This is a genomic window from Paenibacillus sp. oral taxon 786 str. D14 (assembly GCF_000159955.1).
Taxonomy (GTDB): Bacteria; Bacillota; Bacilli; order Paenibacillales; family Paenibacillaceae; genus Fontibacillus; species Fontibacillus phoenicis.
Map to the genome: position 1 here is coordinate 17,801 of NZ_GG696000.1, position 15,919 is coordinate 33,719.

General features: G+C 53.7%; 20 protein-coding genes and 2 pseudogenes. 1 reads left to right on the top strand and 21 read right to left on the bottom strand.

The window, feature by feature from the left end:
* The 7 genes and pseudogenes from POTG_RS21615 to POTG_RS21645 all read right to left on the bottom strand — a co-directional run.
* Nucleotides 1–599, bottom strand: a pseudogene (locus POTG_RS21615) (CCA tRNA nucleotidyltransferase); the annotation flags it as partial.
* A gap of 88 nt (nt 600–687) precedes the next feature.
* Entirely contained in the window at nt 688–1,848 is a 1,161-nt protein-coding gene (gene bshA / locus POTG_RS21620; protein WP_009226981.1) for an N-acetyl-alpha-D-glucosaminyl L-malate synthase BshA, read from the bottom strand.
* Between the two features lie 40 nt (nt 1,849–1,888).
* A complete protein-coding gene (gene bshB1, locus POTG_RS21625) occupies nt 1,889–2,602 on the bottom strand; it encodes a bacillithiol biosynthesis deacetylase BshB1 (protein WP_009226982.1) in 714 nt (237 codons plus the stop codon).
* Nucleotides 2,599–3,021 (bottom strand): methylglyoxal synthase, encoded by a 423-nt coding sequence (gene mgsA, locus POTG_RS21630; protein WP_009226983.1) that lies wholly within the window; start codon nt 3,019–3,021, stop codon nt 2,599–2,601. The genes bshB1 and mgsA overlap by 4 nt, the downstream gene beginning before the upstream one ends.
* A 14-nt stretch (nt 3,022–3,035) precedes the next feature.
* The gene (dapB, locus tag POTG_RS21635; protein ID WP_009226984.1) at nt 3,036–3,842 is read right to left on the bottom strand and encodes a 4-hydroxy-tetrahydrodipicolinate reductase; all 807 of its coding nucleotides are present in this window, start codon (nt 3,840–3,842) and stop codon (nt 3,036–3,038) included.
* 22 nt (nt 3,843–3,864) lie between these two features.
* Entirely contained in the window at nt 3,865–4,395 is a 531-nt protein-coding gene (locus tag POTG_RS21640) for a tetratricopeptide repeat protein (RefSeq protein WP_009226985.1), read from the bottom strand.
* A 56-nt stretch (nt 4,396–4,451) separates the two neighbouring features.
* Entirely contained in the window at nt 4,452–4,760 is a 309-nt protein-coding gene (locus POTG_RS21645) for a nucleotide pyrophosphohydrolase (protein ID WP_036646645.1), read from the bottom strand.
* A gap of 209 nt (nt 4,761–4,969) precedes the next feature.
* Between POTG_RS21645 and POTG_RS21650 the strand changes: the two genes are divergently transcribed.
* Nucleotides 4,970–5,839 (top strand): YitT family protein, encoded by an 870-nt coding sequence (locus tag POTG_RS21650; protein ID WP_009226987.1) that lies wholly within the window; start codon nt 4,970–4,972, stop codon nt 5,837–5,839.
* Nucleotides 5,840–5,905: 66 nt separating this feature from the next.
* Here the strand turns inward: POTG_RS21650 and POTG_RS21655 are convergent, their stop codons facing one another.
* From POTG_RS21655 to POTG_RS25030, 14 genes and pseudogenes are all read right to left on the bottom strand, one after another.
* Nucleotides 5,906–6,835: a sporulation protein YpjB gene (locus POTG_RS21655; RefSeq protein ID WP_009226988.1), complete on the bottom strand. Its 930-nt coding sequence runs from the start codon at nt 6,833–6,835 to the stop codon at nt 5,906–5,908.
* A gap of 58 nt (nt 6,836–6,893) precedes the next feature.
* A complete protein-coding gene (locus POTG_RS21660; RefSeq protein ID WP_009226989.1) occupies nt 6,894–7,520 on the bottom strand; it encodes a DUF1405 domain-containing protein in 627 nt (208 codons plus the stop codon).
* A gap of 90 nt (nt 7,521–7,610) precedes the next feature.
* Complete coding sequence (locus POTG_RS21665; protein WP_009226990.1) at nt 7,611–8,486, bottom strand: menaquinol-cytochrome c reductase cytochrome b/c subunit; 876 nt, start codon at nt 8,484–8,486, stop codon at nt 7,611–7,613.
* A gap of 81 nt (nt 8,487–8,567) precedes the next feature.
* Nucleotides 8,568–9,239, bottom strand: a complete 672-nt coding sequence (gene qcrB / locus POTG_RS21670) for a menaquinol-cytochrome c reductase cytochrome b subunit (RefSeq protein WP_009226991.1) — start codon at nt 9,237–9,239, stop codon at nt 8,568–8,570.
* 16 nt (nt 9,240–9,255) lie between these two features.
* On the bottom strand, nt 9,256–9,798 hold the full coding sequence (locus tag POTG_RS21675; protein ID WP_009226992.1) for a ubiquinol-cytochrome c reductase iron-sulfur subunit: 543 nt from the start codon (nt 9,796–9,798) through the stop codon (nt 9,256–9,258).
* A 186-nt stretch (nt 9,799–9,984) separates the two neighbouring features.
* Complete coding sequence (locus POTG_RS21680; protein ID WP_009226993.1) at nt 9,985–10,407, bottom strand: DUF2487 family protein; 423 nt, start codon at nt 10,405–10,407, stop codon at nt 9,985–9,987.
* A gap of 131 nt (nt 10,408–10,538) precedes the next feature.
* Nucleotides 10,539–10,724, bottom strand: a complete 186-nt coding sequence (locus POTG_RS21685) for an IDEAL domain-containing protein (protein ID WP_009226994.1) — start codon at nt 10,722–10,724, stop codon at nt 10,539–10,541.
* A gap of 186 nt (nt 10,725–10,910) precedes the next feature.
* Nucleotides 10,911–11,999, bottom strand: a complete 1,089-nt coding sequence (locus POTG_RS21690) for a hypothetical protein (protein ID WP_009226995.1) — start codon at nt 11,997–11,999, stop codon at nt 10,911–10,913.
* 114 nt (nt 12,000–12,113) lie between these two features.
* On the bottom strand, nt 12,114–12,713 hold the full coding sequence (locus tag POTG_RS21695) for a histidine phosphatase family protein (RefSeq protein WP_009226996.1): 600 nt from the start codon (nt 12,711–12,713) through the stop codon (nt 12,114–12,116).
* Between the two features lie 69 nt (nt 12,714–12,782).
* A complete protein-coding gene (locus tag POTG_RS21700) occupies nt 12,783–13,385 on the bottom strand; it encodes an anti-sigma factor family protein (RefSeq protein ID WP_009226997.1) in 603 nt (200 codons plus the stop codon).
* Nucleotides 13,382–13,975, bottom strand: coding sequence for an RNA polymerase sigma factor (locus tag POTG_RS21705; RefSeq protein ID WP_009226998.1), 594 nt, complete (start codon nt 13,973–13,975; stop codon nt 13,382–13,384). Before POTG_RS21705 ends, POTG_RS21700 begins: the two co-directional genes overlap by 4 nt.
* Nucleotides 13,976–14,301: 326 nt before the next feature.
* Nucleotides 14,302–14,946, bottom strand: coding sequence for a thiamine phosphate synthase (gene thiE / locus POTG_RS21710; protein ID WP_269724348.1), 645 nt, complete (start codon nt 14,944–14,946; stop codon nt 14,302–14,304).
* Nucleotides 14,947–14,984: 38 nt separating this feature from the next.
* The gene (gene thiD / locus POTG_RS21715; RefSeq protein ID WP_009227000.1) at nt 14,985–15,803 is read right to left on the bottom strand and encodes a bifunctional hydroxymethylpyrimidine kinase/phosphomethylpyrimidine kinase; all 819 of its coding nucleotides are present in this window, start codon (nt 15,801–15,803) and stop codon (nt 14,985–14,987) included.
* Nucleotides 15,800–15,919: pseudogene (locus POTG_RS25030) on the bottom strand (hydroxyethylthiazole kinase); the annotation flags it as partial. The gene thiD and the pseudogene POTG_RS25030, both read right to left, overlap by 4 nt.

Genomic DNA, 15,919 nt, shown 5'->3' on the forward strand with positions numbered 1-15,919 from the left:
AGCGCCTTCCACAAGCTTAAAACCGGGCGGAACCCAAAGGTCGAAGCGAACCGGACCGCCCGCATCATGCGCAGGGCATCTTCCGCAAACCGTTCTTTGGCATCGCCCACGCAGCGGATCAGCCCGCGCTCAATATCCATCCGGCCGCCAAACGGGTCAATCAGCTCGCCTTCCAGCCCCCGGGCGATCGCATTCATCGTAAAATCCCGCCGCCGCAAATCCTCTGTCACCGCATCGACGAACTCCACCGAAGTCGGACGGCGAAAATCGGCGTAATCCGACTCCTTGCGGAACGTCGTCACCTCAAACGCATGATCCCCCATCATCACCGTTACCGTCCCGTGCTGAATTCCCGTTGGGATCGTGCGTTCAAACAACCGAACCACCTCATCCGGCTTCGCTGAAGTAGCAATATCCATGTCGTGGACCGGGCGCCCCATGAGTTCATCACGCACACAACCCCCGACAAAAAAAGCCTGGTGCCCGCCATCTCGCAAAATACGCAGCACACGTTCCCCCTGAGCTAGCATAAGGGGGTCAACTTGACTCCAATGATGTTTTTCGATTGCGGACACCTCCCTTCCAATCAATACAAGCATAGACAAAAAATCGGCACAGCAAGCGCAGGGCTCTCCAGCCCTGCGCCGTTAACATGCTGCGAATTCGCTTAATCATCGTCCGGTCCCATCAACCGCACGCCGGATTTAACGTTGGCATTGGAACATTTAGCACACGGTAATAAATTTCTTCGTATGCTGCCATCATTTTATCGCTGCTGAACTCGGTTTTGGCCCGGGTTAAACAGGCTTCACGCATCCGCTCAGCCAGCTCCGGGTTCTTCAGCAGCGAGATGCAGTACTCTGCCATCTGCTTCGTATCGCCGATCGGCGCCAGGAAACCGGTCTCCCCGTGCTTCACCAGCTCCGGAATCCCGCCTGCAATTGAGCCGATGGTCGGCACTCCGCAAGCCATCGCCTCCAGGGCGACCAGGCCAAAGCTTTCCTTCTCCGAAGGCAGCAGCAAGACGTCCGCCATGGAAATCACATGAGCGATATCGTCCTGTTTTCCGAGGAAATGCACCCGGTCGGCCAGGCCCAGCTCCTTGATTTTGCATTGGATCTTGGGCAATTCCGGTCCTTCACCGACAAACAACAGTTTCGACGAAACTTCCCGGTTGACTTGATGGAAAATATCCACCACATCACTCACCCGCTTCACCGGCCGGAAGTTGGAGATATGCATCAGCACTTTCTCGCCGGGAGCGGCAAAATTCATCCGGCAGCTCTTGGCGTCGCGCGGGTAATACACCCGCTCGTCAACAAAGTTATACGTCAAGTCGATATCCCGCGTGATGTCGAGGACCTCGCGGGTTTCCCGCATCAAATCGCGGGACACCGAGGTTACAGCGTCACTTTCATTAATCGCCAACCGAATCAAGTCCTTGAGCGATTCGTCCTGCGCCAATACGGTGATATCGGTCCCATGCAGCGTTGTCACGACCTTAAGCGAGTCTCCCACCATCTGCTTGGCGAGAAACGCGCAAACCGCGTGTGGCACCGCATAATGAACATGCAGAATATCCAGTCCTTGCTCTTTGGCTACCGTAGCCATTTTGGTGGCTAAGGACAAATCATAAGGCGGATACCGGAACACGTAGTAATCGCTGACTTCAACTTCGTGGTAAAAAATGTTTTTATGGTAACTCCCTAAGCGAAAAGGAACGCTATGCGAAATAAAATGGACTTCGTGGCCCTTCTCCGCCAGCAGCTTCCCGAGCTCGGTGGCCACAACCCCCGAACCGCCCAAGGATGGATAACATGTGATGCCAATTTTCAAAAATGGTTCCATATGGTGGGGGCCTCCTTTGTTGTTTGTTCCCTCTTTCAGCTTATGTGCGATGGGAGCCAAATAGATTAACCTGATATGCGGTTTTCGTCATAAACCCTTCTGCGAAAGGAATCAAGGCACGCTGACCAATCAGCGAGTCGCGGGCTTTGACCCGTTCCACATATCCCTGATTCAGCGGGGTTAAGGCAATGTCTTCGCCCGGCGAACCGGCCTCGAATTGAGAACGGTAGCACCGGAGCGCCCGCTCCTTCTGCTCGTAGGTTGCGCTCACATCGACGATCAGATCAGGCGTCACCCAATCATTAATGAAATAAAAATAAAGCTCAGGCGCAGCGACCGCCGGCTTGTCCGGCATGTACCGACGCAGCTTGGCGTTGAAGACCGCAGCCTCCACCAACTTGCTGCAATCGATATGATCGGGGTGGCGATCCTCCCAATACGGGGCAAAAACCACCCGCGGTGCATACTGACGAATCACCTCGGTTACCGCAGCCAGCTGCTCCGCCGACCCGGTTAACCCACGGTCAGGAAGCCCCAAATTGATGCGAGCGGCTAATCCGAGCACATCGGCTGCCGCCTCGGCTTCCTGCTTACGCAGCACCGGATTGCCATTGGAGGACAGCTCGGCTTCGGTCAAATCGCAAATGCCCACGCGGTACCCCGCGGCAATATGCTTGGCGATCGTGCCGGCCATGCCGATTTCGGCATCGTCCGCATGTGCCCCAAAGATTAAGATATCCAGTAAGCCGTTCATTTTGTCAACCCCGGTTTATTCTGTTCCACCAGTTCGCGCCAACCGAAGTCGCCGCGATCCAAGGCACGTACCAAAATTTCGGCGGTGGCCATATTCGTTGCTACTGGAATCCCGTGTACGTCGCACAAGCGCAGCAGTGCGGTGATGTCCGGTTCATGGGGCTGTGCCATCAACGGGTCGCGCAGGAAGATGACCAGATCCATCTCGTTCTGGGCAATTAACGCACCGATTTGCTGATCCCCGCCGAGCGGTCCCGACAGGAACCGGTGTATTTTTAGCGAAGTATTTTCCATGATTTGCCTTCCGGTCGTCCCCGTGGAATAAAGCCGCTTATCTTTGAATACATGCTCGTAGGCGATGACGAAATTAACGATATCTTCTTTCTTACGGTCATGAGCTATAAATGCGATGTTTAACATATGCCTTATCCCCTTTATTCATCCATGAAATGGTCGAACCCGTAAATCATGCCCTTGCAGTCAATCACTTTCTTAATGGCCAAATTCACGCCCGGCATGTAACCGGCACGCTCATACGAATCATGACGAATCTTCAGCGTCTGGCCAAAACCGCCAAACACAACTTCCTGCTGTGCAAATACGCCCGGTAACCGGACGCTATGTATCCGAAAACCGTTATAATAACCGCCGCGTGCGCCTTCAATCGTCTCTTCCTCATTCGGGTTGCCCTGACGAAGCTCCTTCCGGTTCTGCGCGATCAGCTCAGCCGTCTTCACCGCTGTCCCTGAAGGGGCATCCAGCTTCTGGTCGCCGTGGTATTCGATGATTTCCAGATGCGGAAAATATTTCGCCGCCTGTGCCGCAAAACGCATCATCAGAATCGCCCCGATGGAGAAGTTCGGAGCGATCAAACCACCGATCCCCTGGGCGTGGCACAGCTTGTCCAGTTCTTCGATTTGCTCCGGCGTAAACCCGGTCGTCCCTACAACCGGCGAAACGCCGTACCGAATCGCGAGTTCGGTGTTCGTATAAGCATACTGCGGTGTCGTAAAGTCTACAAGCACTCGCGGGCTCGTCTCCCGCAGCGCCTCTTCTAAATTCGTGGTTATCGGCACGCCGCAAGCCGGAAGGCCAACCAGCGTTCCGGCATCGATGCCTTCATTTGATAAATTCACAGCGGCAACCAGCTGAAGCTCCGGGTCCTGGAGCACCATTTTTACGACTTCTCTGCCCATTCTGCCTGCGGCGCCCGCCACGGCGACTTTAATCGGTTCCGACATCTCGATCTCCTCACATTCTCTACTAGGATGATTGCTTCATTTGCTGCTTCAATCGCTGCTCCAGCTCTTTCAGCTGACCTGCTGCACCGGCGTCCAAAGGAAGGGCCGATGCATTGCGAACCGCCTGCAGCGCAAGGTCGTAGCATTCCAGCTCGCCGTAGGCGATCGCCAGCCAAACCTGCGCATCCAACGACAACGGATCAAGCTCGACCGCACGCTTTAACATGCGGGCTGCCGGCTCGGCTGCCGCTTTCCGCTTGGCGCCGGTCGCCTCCAGCTGCCGTCTGGCCATTTGCGTCAGTTCCATGGACTGCAAACGATCGCAATGCAGCTTATATTCGTCCTGCTCAGGCTCCAAGGCCGCAGCCAGACGCGCGTGTTGCAGCGCCTTATCCAGCTGCCCGCTCCGGGCGCAGGTAATCGAGTAGCGATAATGGATGTCCGCGTGATCCGGCTGGACGTCCAGCGCTCGCTCGAACCAGTGCATCGCCTGTGCAAAGTCGTTTTCGTAGATGCTGCGGTAAGCTCGTTGTAAATAATCCTCCGCCTTCATATGCTATCCCCCTTTACTGTAGGGATGATCATGCTAACAGCATATGAAGGATGACCCTATTCGGTGTCCTTTTTCGTCCATCGATCCGCATCCCGGGTCGCAAATTTATGCATCACCTTATCATGGGCCTCGGTGAGATTAATCCCAAGCGAATTGGCAAAGCATATGGTAATAAACAGGATATCGCCCAATTCCAGCTCGATCGAATTTTCCGGTTCATCCTTCTTCTTTGGCTTCTCACCAAAGGTATGGTTCACCTCGCGGGCCAGCTCGCCTACTTCCTCCGCCATTCGAGCGAGCATCGTCAGCGGGCTGAAATAGCCTTCTTTAAACTGGGAAATATAACGGTCTACTTCGCGCTGCATTTCCGCGAGAGATTTCTCATTGTTCCTATCCAAGTGCCAATCCCTCCGCTTTATGTCCCGTTTTCCCCTATGTTATCGTAAGTAGGTGACGAAAACAAATCCTTTTTTAATCGGCGCGGAAAAAGGTATACTAGGATAGGAAGATCTATCCAATTGGCGGTAGTAAGCTACATAACATAAATTACGCTGGGGACAGGTGAGGTTTTTTCATGGCTTTGAGCAAATTAACCGGATTTCTAAAAACGCTGCTGCCCATCATGCTGGGTACGGCGATTTATGCGTTTGGCCTTCTTTATTTTATCCTGCCCAACCAACTGATGGAAGGCGGGGTTACAGGCGTAACGCTGCTGCTGAACTATGCGTTTGGCATTTCACCTTCGCTGTCCAACCTCATGCTAAATATCCCTTTGTTTCTGATCGGCTGGAAGATCCTCGGCGGACGGTCCATTCTTTGGACCGGAGTCGGCATCGGCTCATTAACGCTCTTCTTGTGGCTGTTTGAACGGATGATTGATGAGGGCTGGATTTTGCCGTTCGAAACGCAGACGGACTATATCCTCGTCTCGTTGTATGCAGGGGTGACGCTGGGGGCAGGACTTGGCATCGTCTTCCGTTTCGGCGGCACAACCGGAGGATCGGATATCGTGGCGCGGATTCTTGGCCGCAAGTACGGGTTTAGTATGGGGCAGGTCATCCTGACGCTGGACATCATCATTATCGGGTTATCGCTCTTCTATATTAGGAAGGAAAATATTTTGTACACGCTTGTGGCCGTATTTATCGCCTCGAAAGTGATCGATTTTATTCAAGAGGGTGCGTACTCCGCCAAGGCGTTTACGATCATCAGCGACCATGCCCCCGCGATTGCCGATATCATTACGAAGGAGATGGATCGTGGCGTCACACTGATTCCGGCCATTGGGGCTTACTCCAAGCAAGCGAAGCATATGGCCTACTGCGTCGTGTCGAGGCAGGAAAGTCGGCGGTTGCAATCGATCGCCAAATCCGTGGATCCGCGGGCATTTATTATCATCAATGACGTCCACGATGTACACGGGGAAGGGTTCAAGGAAGATTAAAGGCACATAAACATAAAAGCTTAAGAGGGTTAAGGTCATCCCTGCCTCTTAAGCTTTTTGTGTGATTCACGGCTTAAAGCCGGTACCGATCATCTCTTCCGCCCGGCGCTGCGCTCGTACGGCAGTTACGGCTTGGTCAGCGCGATACTTCCGGATTCCCGTATAGGTCAAGGCAAGCACGATCCAAAGCCCGATCAGAGCGCTCCAATACCACGGGCTGTCTACGCCGGTGACCGGCAGGAATACGGGCTCGTCTCCCCGGCGGCCAAACAGTGCTTTTAATGCGCCTTCTCCTTGCTCGATGGCCCCTTTCAGAGCCGTTTCATCCCAGGTTGGTGCACTGCTTAGCCCTCCCGTATACGACAGCCACGACTCAAAGCGGTTGATCTCTGAGGCCGGGCGACGAATCACTGCGGCCGGGCGGACGACATCGTAATGATCCTGCAACGCTTGGAACGCCTTACGAAGCTCCGCAGGTTTTCCGCCTGCACGCGCCTGTTTCATCTGCTGCAAATTATCGGACATGACTTTATAATATTGCTGCCATAAGGCCTTATCTGGATGCAGCAGGCTATTGACCGCCAGCCGCAGTCGGGCCGAGGATTGCGCCCACGCTTCAGGCTGAATATCCACCTTAACTAACGTCTCTTTGGTGTCCATAATCGTTTCCGCCAAGGCATGGATGCCCTCCACCGAGGTTAACCCCTTAAAGGATACCCCCTCCAGCGCGTTAATTAACGCCTCCATGTCAGCCAATGCTTCTTGGGTACTTCCCTGCTGCATATGCTCATATAGCCGTTCCGATGCCAACTCAAGCTGCTTTAGCCGCTCGCTGCGTTCCTGTTCGGACATCGCTGGCGCCACCGCCTTCAACGTTGCTGGCGTGCTCTCAGTCCCGTTCTTCTCCGGCTGAGCGAATACCACCGAATTCCATAGCAGCATGGCGGCAAGCAAAGCAAGTACGGCTACCGCTCCTTTCAACCAAGTTCTTCTCACGGACATCCCCTCCCTACCATCATGGTATGGCAGGCTGTCCTACGTTAGAACCCCGCTCTCAGGCGCGTTTGGCCTGCTTCAGCGCCAGCCAGCCGGCGGCAATGCTCGCCACCGTCAAGAGGACGGTAAAGATCGCCACTTCGGACACGTCATCCCACAACGTCTCCGGTAACCAGGGATAGACCTCATAGGTATAATCCACCGTATCGTTTAGCAGGGTCCAGGCACCGGCCCCAAGCAGCATCAACGTCCCAAACTTATACAATCGGACAAACAGCATCGCCTCTACAGCCATCGCCAAATGGGAGGCGACCAGCATCCAGTCCTGCCACACCAGCTCCCCGCCCTGATACGCCCCGGCAAAAATCATCGTCACGGCCCACACCCCGTATTTCACACTCGTCACAACCGCCAGCCCCTCGATCAGGGTTCGGAGGCGGTAATATTTAGCCAATGTCGCCGGGAACAACAAAAACAGCAAGCTTAACGTAAAGAATAAGCTGGCCGTCGGGCTGTCCGGAACGAACACGATTTGCCAATTCGGATGGTTCCGCCAGGTGTCTAGCAGCTGCGCATCATACCAAATATAGCCGTAAACCGTCCCCAATAGATTACATACGAACAATGCCCAAAGAATGAAGCGGGAAGATAAAAAAGACTTGCTCCACAGATCCGATAGTTTCAAGCGCGATCTCCCTCTTTTTCCACGAAAATAGCACCACAGCTTAAAAAAACCTGATCGCAATACGATCAGGTTTTTAGATTACTACTTATTTTACTGTTCTGCTTTTTGTTTCGCAAGCCATTCAGCCAAGTGGTCGATGTCTTGATCCGTCAAGCCTGCGCTAATCGCAGTATCATACATTGCAGGCATCTTGCCATTGTATCCTTCTTTAATAATCGAAAGGATTGCTTCCTTATCATGCTTGTCACCAACGCCGCGAAGCGATGGTCCAGCCGCCCCTTTCAGGTCAGCCCCATGGCACGATACGCAGGTCGCTTTCTTGTATACTTCCATGGCTGGGTCGTCCTTATCCACGATCGCGACCTCTTCCTGACGGTTCGCATTCGACGTGGGCAAGCCCTTCTCCCGATTCTCGCGAGCTTGTTCTTCCCGCTGAATATGTTCCGGTACTTGACCTGTCGCTTGAAGTTCTTTCTGGTAATGCGTCCAAGCAAAGTTCGTCAAGTAAACGACAGCAGCGATCGAAAGAAACATCAGCGCCGATGCGATCGGACGCTTATAGAAGCGGCGCTCCTTGCCCCGATCCAAGAACGGCGCGAGCAGCAAGCCGCCGAACATCACAGCCGGAATCCCCATCGTACCAAGCACGACGTAATCGCCGGAGGCATATGGATATTTCAGATATTGGTACAGGAACAGGAAGTACCAGTCCGGCATCGGGATAACCGAAGCCGTCGGATTGGCCGGGAAGCCCAGCGGAGCCGGTTCCGAAATCGTCAGCACCAGGAATCCAACGAGCACAACGACGCCAACCATCCATTCCTTCAGCAAAAAGTTAGGAATGAACGCTTCCGACTTGCCGGGATACGCCGTATAATCCGGAGGCGTAATAAAGCCCTTCCCCTTACGGACGCGGGAATCGCCGACGTATACGACCTTTTCCTTCGAATTGTCATGATGAGCCATGTCCTTTTTGCCCCCCCTTCTCTTATAGAGGTCATTCGAAACTTAATTTAATTCATTAGAATCAGCTTTGCCCCACGCTTCTTATAGAGGACCGGAAATCCCTTGTCTGCGGATCATGATAAAGTGACCCACCAAGAGGATCAGCAATACTGCAGGCAGGAAGAACACGTGAATGGCAAAGAAGCGAGTTAACGTTTCTGCCCCTACAATCGATCCACCTTGCAGCAGTTCCTTAATAACCGGACCCAACACCGGTACGGAGTTGGCGATTTCCAACGTTACCTTTGTTGCGAAATAAGCTTTGTTATCCCATGGCAGCAGGTAACCCGTCAAACCGAGACCGATCATGACGAAGAAAATCAGCATGCCGACTACCCAGTTCATTTCGCGTGGTGCCTTGTAGGAACCGGTAAAGAAAACGCGAAGCGTATGTAGAAACATCATAACGATAACCAAGCTTGCTCCCCAGTGGTGCATCCCGCGGACAATCTGGCCAAAAGCGACCTGGGTCTGCAGGTATTCTACACTGGCATAAGCGTTAATAATATCGGGAACGTAATACATGGTCAGGAACATCCCCGATAAGATCTGGATCACCGTAATAAAAAACGTCAAGCCGCCGAAGCAATACACAAACGCGGAGAAGTGATGCGCTGGGTTCACGTGCTCCGGAACCTCGTGATCGGCCACATCGCGCCAAATCGGCGTGATATCAAGACGTTCGTCAATCCAGTTGTATACATTTTTAAACATCCGAATCTACGCCTCCTTATTTCACGATGGTGTTCGGGATGATATCCCCCAGATAAACCCAGTCGTCCTTAATCATAACCTTGTACTCATCCAGCGGCTTCGACGCCACCGCCAACTGCTTGCCTTCCTTGGTGTAATGCGCACCGTGGCAAGGGCAATGGTATTCATTCGGGAAATTCTTGTCGTTATTCCAACCGACCGTACATCCCAAATGTTTACAGATCGGTGAAAGCGCATAAATTTTGCCGCTTTCGTCTTTGCGAATCCAAGCCGTCAGGGAAGCTGTACTTAAGTACCAACCGTCTTGCTGCTTGAGCTCGAACGAAAATTCCTGTGGTTCGCTGGTAATCTTACTCACTTCCACAACTTTAACGAAGGTACCTTCGCCTTTCTTGTGCAAAATCGGATCAACAGCAAAACGAACCATAGGAAGCGTCACCCCACCCACCATGAATGCTGTGGCGCCCCCTAGCGTATATGTAAGAAATTGCCGACGGGACATCTCTTTGCGAATAGGCGGTTTATGCGAGGATTCCTGCTGGTCATGCTGATTGCTCATATGTCTTCAACCCCCCTTGTCAAGCAATTGTTTCCGTGCGTTTCAATGATAATTATCACAACATCGCGTAAGACATATTAATAATATATTAGCGTTTTAAGAGCGTCAAGAATTTGACACATTTTTTTGACCCGCAAAAAGCTTGTCCCACTTGAAATTGTCGATATTTTGTCACAATCATCATCGCTATTTGCCTTGCCACATTTCTTGTACTGCCGCCTTCACTCGTGCCGCAGCTCCCTCCTTCGAATCCGCCGCAAAACGGCCTGGCGTCACGATTAAATCCGCCTCTGGAAGCCCCGCATCTCCCCATTCAAAATCAGCTGAGATGACCACAGCGTACTTAAATCCGCTGCTCTTGACATTTCGGCACAAATCATTTAGGGTCTGCGCCATATCCGGCGTCTGGTATTGGTATGACGGGTACGTAACGACCCTTCCCTTGAAAGGGATTTCCACCCAATCGAGGACATCTCTCAGCCTTTCCAACTTTTTGGTGACTTCATACGGGCGTTCTTGTCCGGATAATCCCGTTACCGGAATCAAGCAGGTATCCAGGTATGGGCGCAGCTCTTCCCAGGCGGAAGCTTCAATTTCACTAAATTTCATGTTGCATCCCCTTCTTCGATCAATGTCTTCCCATTATAAACAGGGATCCTTGACAAATCCATCCTTCATCTCCTCACAAAAAAACCGTCCCATCCGTTCGTATTCTTGTGAACAGATAGGGCGGTTTGCTTTTAGCGTTCTTCTAGTGTTTTCAGTTCATCCGTCAGGAGCCGGAAGGCAACCTCGTCGCCATTCGCCAAGGCGGTGTCAATCTCGTTGTAGATCTGTTCCGAGCGATGCTTCCGGAGCGCTTCGTCCCATATCATTTCCGCCGCCAATCCAAGCATTGCTTCATAAGTAACCTTCATCTGATCCATAGGATGCACCTCCAAACCATCGTTACATAGATATTCTTTTCCATACCGTCACACATCTCGTAGATTCCGTCACTTCACAACCTGCTCATACTTAAAGATATTCACCGATATCTTCGCCGATATGGGAGACGTTTGCCCCCATTCTCATGAATATGTCTGTGCCTAGCGGCATTCGCGGATCCCGGCCTAGCCCTTATGGATTTGCTGAACCGCTTGTTTCCCGAACGGGGAAGCCTGCACATATCGTTCGCGCTGCTCGTCTTCTCCGAAGCGCACCATCCCGAGATGAAGCATCATCTGCAGGATCCGCTCTTCAAAAATCGAAGCCGGAGAGTCGTAGAAGAACGGCTTGATCAGCGGCTCTACTCGTTCGAACAGCGAGGAGACCGTCACCCATTCTTTCGAACAGCAGACAATCCAGTAGACGAGAGACAGCAAATTGGGTATAGGTCCTTTATATAATCTTAACCAAAAGCGGACGAACTGGATCATCGGCTCCTTGCGTTCCTCCGTCAGGCAGACCACTCCCGTATCCGTCAATTCCAGTCGATGGTTGTTCTCTTGAATGAGACGGAAATGATAGGCATAGTCGTAGAGCAGCGCAAACCGGTTGGGATAATCCTTAAAACGGCGGCCATACCCGAAACGCCACCCTTTGCCAACCAGCCCCTCGGAGACGTGCAGTGATTCCATGATCTGCGACTGGTTTCTCCGATACATGACCCCTTCGCTATTCAGCGGGATGTCATGCCGGGAAACGTATTGCAGGAAGAGCAGCAGGTCGGCGGACAACATCTCCGGCTCCTCCCGGTACATCGGCGGTTCGGCGGCGGCCGCCTTCACCTCGGCAAGAAACCGGCGTTCCAGTGCTTCGCGGAAACGCTGCTTCAAGTCCTCCGGAACCTCAAACAGATAGCGAGTTTGCTGGGTGGTGCCATTAAACAGCCAACCCTGCTGGCGAAAGCGGGTGATCATCTCCCGCGGACTTTCCCGTTCCTTCGCATCTTCCGTAAACCGCGAGCCCTGTGCACAGGCAACCAATTCCTCCAGGCTGAACTGACGACGACCATCAAACAGCAGGGTGTTCAGGAAGCGCAAATCCTCCATACTCATGCTGCCGATATAGCGCTCGATAAAATCACGGCGCCCTACTGTCTGCAGGATGGATTGAATCAGTTCATGCTTCGAGTGCCCGTTGCATTCACAGCGGTAATGATCCGCTATTCTGCTAAGTTGTCCGATATCGGCATAAGTGAGCATATCCGCAAGATTCATAGTTTTACCGCCTCGCCGTTTTAATCCCATTATGGGAAGGTTTTCCGGCGTTTATTCCCTGAAAGCAAAATTATTCCATGAAATAGGCAAAAAAAGAAACCGGCCTAAGCCGATTTACTTCGGTTCCTGGACGCTTTCCTGCAGATGACGCGTACAATTATAAAGCCGCAGGTCCCAGGATTGCTCGTTTTTCTCCAGAATGGTGAGCGATAAGTTGCCGATGCGCTCCTGGCATCTCTCCTGATACAAGGCAATGTATAACTGAGCCAACAGGCCGCCGTGGGTAACGACCAGGATGTTATTCGACGGGTAACGCTCCGCCAAATCGGTCATAAAAGACAAGGCCCGCTGACGAATCTCCTCATCCTTCTCCTGCCCGAGTTCATGGCGATCCCAATCTTTTCCCCATAAGGCTTCCCTTTCTGTTAGCGTCAGCCCCTCAACCTTGCCAAACGACCGTTCCATCAACCGTGGATCCGGATCGTATAGCGGAATCCCGAGCGCATCGGCGATGATCGAACCGGTCTCCCGCGCCCGTGACAACGTGCTCGTCAGGACGAAATCCCAGCGGTATTCGTTTTCCTCCTTCAATCTTCTGCCCAGCAGCTCGGCTTGACGCCGTCCCTCATCGTTTAACGGAATATCGCTTTGTCCTTGAATTCTTCCGATTGCGTTCCAATCGGTAAGTCCATGGCGAATCAACCCAACGAGCATAATCATCCCCCTTTAGATGTAAAAACGCCCCGCCCGCTCCGAAAGCGGGAGAAGCGTTAGGACCCAAGTTTATCTTTTGGTTCGGCGCAGCCCTTTCCAGGAAAAGAGTGCCAGCAGCATACCGCCCATGGACAGGTACATCCAATATTGCGGATAGGCCGGACCCATTTGTACCGCAAAAGGCTCTACAATCCCACGCGAGACGCTAGTTAAGGCGATTGAGAAATCCTCATACGTATCCGACTCCGATCCCGCTACCACAACGGCGGCCGGGAGAATCCCGGTCGTCGGCTCGGCACTTTTCTGGTCCGTCGTAAAATGATCCATCAGCAGGAATCCAAAACTAAAGACGAAGATCGCAAGGAAGCTGGCGGCCCAAATCACCACCCGCCGCCGAATACGACGGGTCACGCCGCGCTTCACATCGGGAGCCAGCCAAGGCGATTCGGCATAAATCCGGTCCATCACTCGCCGGTTGACCGCTTCCGCTTGCTCTTCTGTCACTTCGATCGGTATGTACTGCAGCATGTCCAGGCATTCTTCCCATTGTTGGTATTCGCCCGCGCAAGACTCGCAGCCCAAAAGATGCTGTTCCAGCATTAGCCGCTGTGGGTGTTGTTCGGGCAAGTCCCGTAACAATCCGAACAATTCTTGGGCCTCTTTACAATTCATCTGCTTTTCATCCCTTCGTAATGCTCGTAGATGGGTTCATAAAAGTAGGGTTCAAGCTGACTCTTTACACTGCTGCGCGCCCGGAACAATAGCGACTTCACGGCGCTGACGCTTTGTCCCAGTATGTTTGCGATCTCCTGGTAATCCAATTGATCGTATTCACGCAAGATCAAAGCTGACCTTTGCTTCTCCGGCAAATTGTTGATTGCTTCTCTCACCATGCCCACTTTCTCGTTCCGCAATACCGCTTGCTCCGGGGCGACTTCGCTTGGGGCTACGGGAATAATCCCGCTTTCCTCCAAGGGGACGTTACCGTTTCGTTGCTTGCGGAGCTCGCTGAGCACCGTGTTACGGGCAATCGTATACAACCAGGTTGAGAAAGAAGCATCCAGCTCTCTAAAGGAATGCAAGCTGCGAAATGCTTTATAGAACGTTTCCGAGCATAAATCTTCAGCAAGCAGCTCTAAATGAGCGCTCTTTAACATGTGATACACGAAAGCTAGAATCTTCCGCTGATACCTTCGCATCAGCTCCGAGTACAGTTCCGTGTTACCTTCCTTAATTTCGCGAATCATTTGGGAATCCGTCATTTAGGTGCGATCCTCCTCGCGCTTCCATGGGCCATCTTCCCGTTCGATTCTTTCCTAAATTATTACCGAACAGGGGCGAAAAAGTTGCGGTGATCTATGTAACATAAACTAAAAAATATCATACCAACAAGACAGCAAATTAACAGCATTGCCAAACATTGAGGATATTATACCATAGGAGTAGGAATTAAAAAAATATGCGTTCACGCATTATTCATGACAAAAGCGAAATTAATACGAATCCCCTTTACCATATGATCCACAAATTCCCAGACCCTTGCCTGGGGCAAGGGTCTGGTCTGCGTATTGCGTATATGATGAAGCTCTCAAGTTGTGCTTGTGCCGGCATCCGTTGTCGCGTATAACTGCGCAGCGGCTTGGCGGACGTCATCCGCCAAGGTTATGGCGGAGATCACGGCAACGCCATCGGCACCGGCGCGAATCACGTCGCCGGCTGTTTCGGCCGTAATGCCGCCGATGCCAACCAGCGGCAAGGTGATCCCGCGGTCGCGAAGCTCGCGGAGAATCGCCGGCCCTTGCGGCGCTTTGGCGTCCGCCTTCGAGGCCGTGGGGTAGATCGGCCCGATGCCGAGGTAATCGGCGCCATGCCGCACGGCGGCCTCCGCCTCGGCGAACGTGTGCGCGGAGACGCCGAGAATGCGGTCGCCGATCCGGGCGCGGACCTGCGCGGCCGCCTCGTCCTCCTGGCCGACGTGAACGCCGTCGGCACCGATCGCAAGGGCCAGTTCCACGTCGTCATTGACGAGGAACGGCACGCCCCGCCGGCGGCATGCGGCCAGCAGTTGGACGGCAAGCGCCCGCAGCGGCTCCCCGGTGAGCGCTCCCGGTCCTTTCTCGCGGAACTGCACCAGCGTCACGCCGCCGTCCAACGCCGCCTCCAATACGCGGAGCGGATGATCGCGGCAGTTCGGGCTGCCAAGGACCAGATACGTGCGCAGCAGCTTGCGCATCCAATCCGCCGCAATCCGCCCGCTTCCGCCCCCGCCGCTCATCGGGACGCTCCTTGCAGCCGGCGATAGGCAAAATGGTTGGTCGGGCCGTGCCCTTGCCCCAATCCAAGCTCATGCTCAATCGCCGCCTGAATGAAGGCTCGCGCGGTTCGCACCGCCTCGAAGGCCGGTGTTCCTTTAGCAAGCTCTGCCGTCAAAGCGGCCGAGAACGTGCAGCCTGTGCCGTGCGTTTGTGACGTAGGGATCCGCCGCTCCACCAGTTCACTGAAGGTCGCGCCGTCATAATACAAATCCACGACCTGCTCGCCGGCAGCGGCATCATGCCCTCCTTTGATGACGACCTGCTGCGCCCCGTAAGCACAGATCCGTTTTGCTGCCTCGCGGCGGTCCTCCATGCTGCGGATGGACAGGCCGGACAGCACCTCCGCTTCTGGAAGGTTCGGCGTTACGATGTACGCCAGCGGCAGCAGCTGCGAGCGCAACGCCTGCACCGCTTCCGTCTGGAGCAAGGAAGCTCCGCCTTTGGCGATCATCACCGGGTCGACAACGACCCGGTTCCAGCCGAACGCGCGGATTTGCGCGGCCACCGCCCCAATGATTTCGGCGCTGAACAGCATTCCGGTCTTTAGCGCATCTACGCCGAGGTCGGAGCCAACCGCATCGATTTGCTCTGCCGCAGCTTCCGGAGGCAGCGGATAGACGTTGGACACGCCCAGCGTGTTCTGAACCGTCACGGCGGTGATCGCCGACATCCCGAATACACCCAGCTCCTGGAACGTTTTCAGGTCGGCCTGGATGCCAGCCCCGCCGCCGCTGTCCGACCCGGCAATCGTTAAGGCTCTAGCGATCTGGCTCATCCGACCCACCATCCGCCGGCTCCGGTCGCCTGAAATTCACGCACTGCCGCGTGCCCTTTGAGCGAGTGCGGGTGCAGCTTCGCCAGCTCGTCGAGGAACGCGATCTGGAAGCTGCC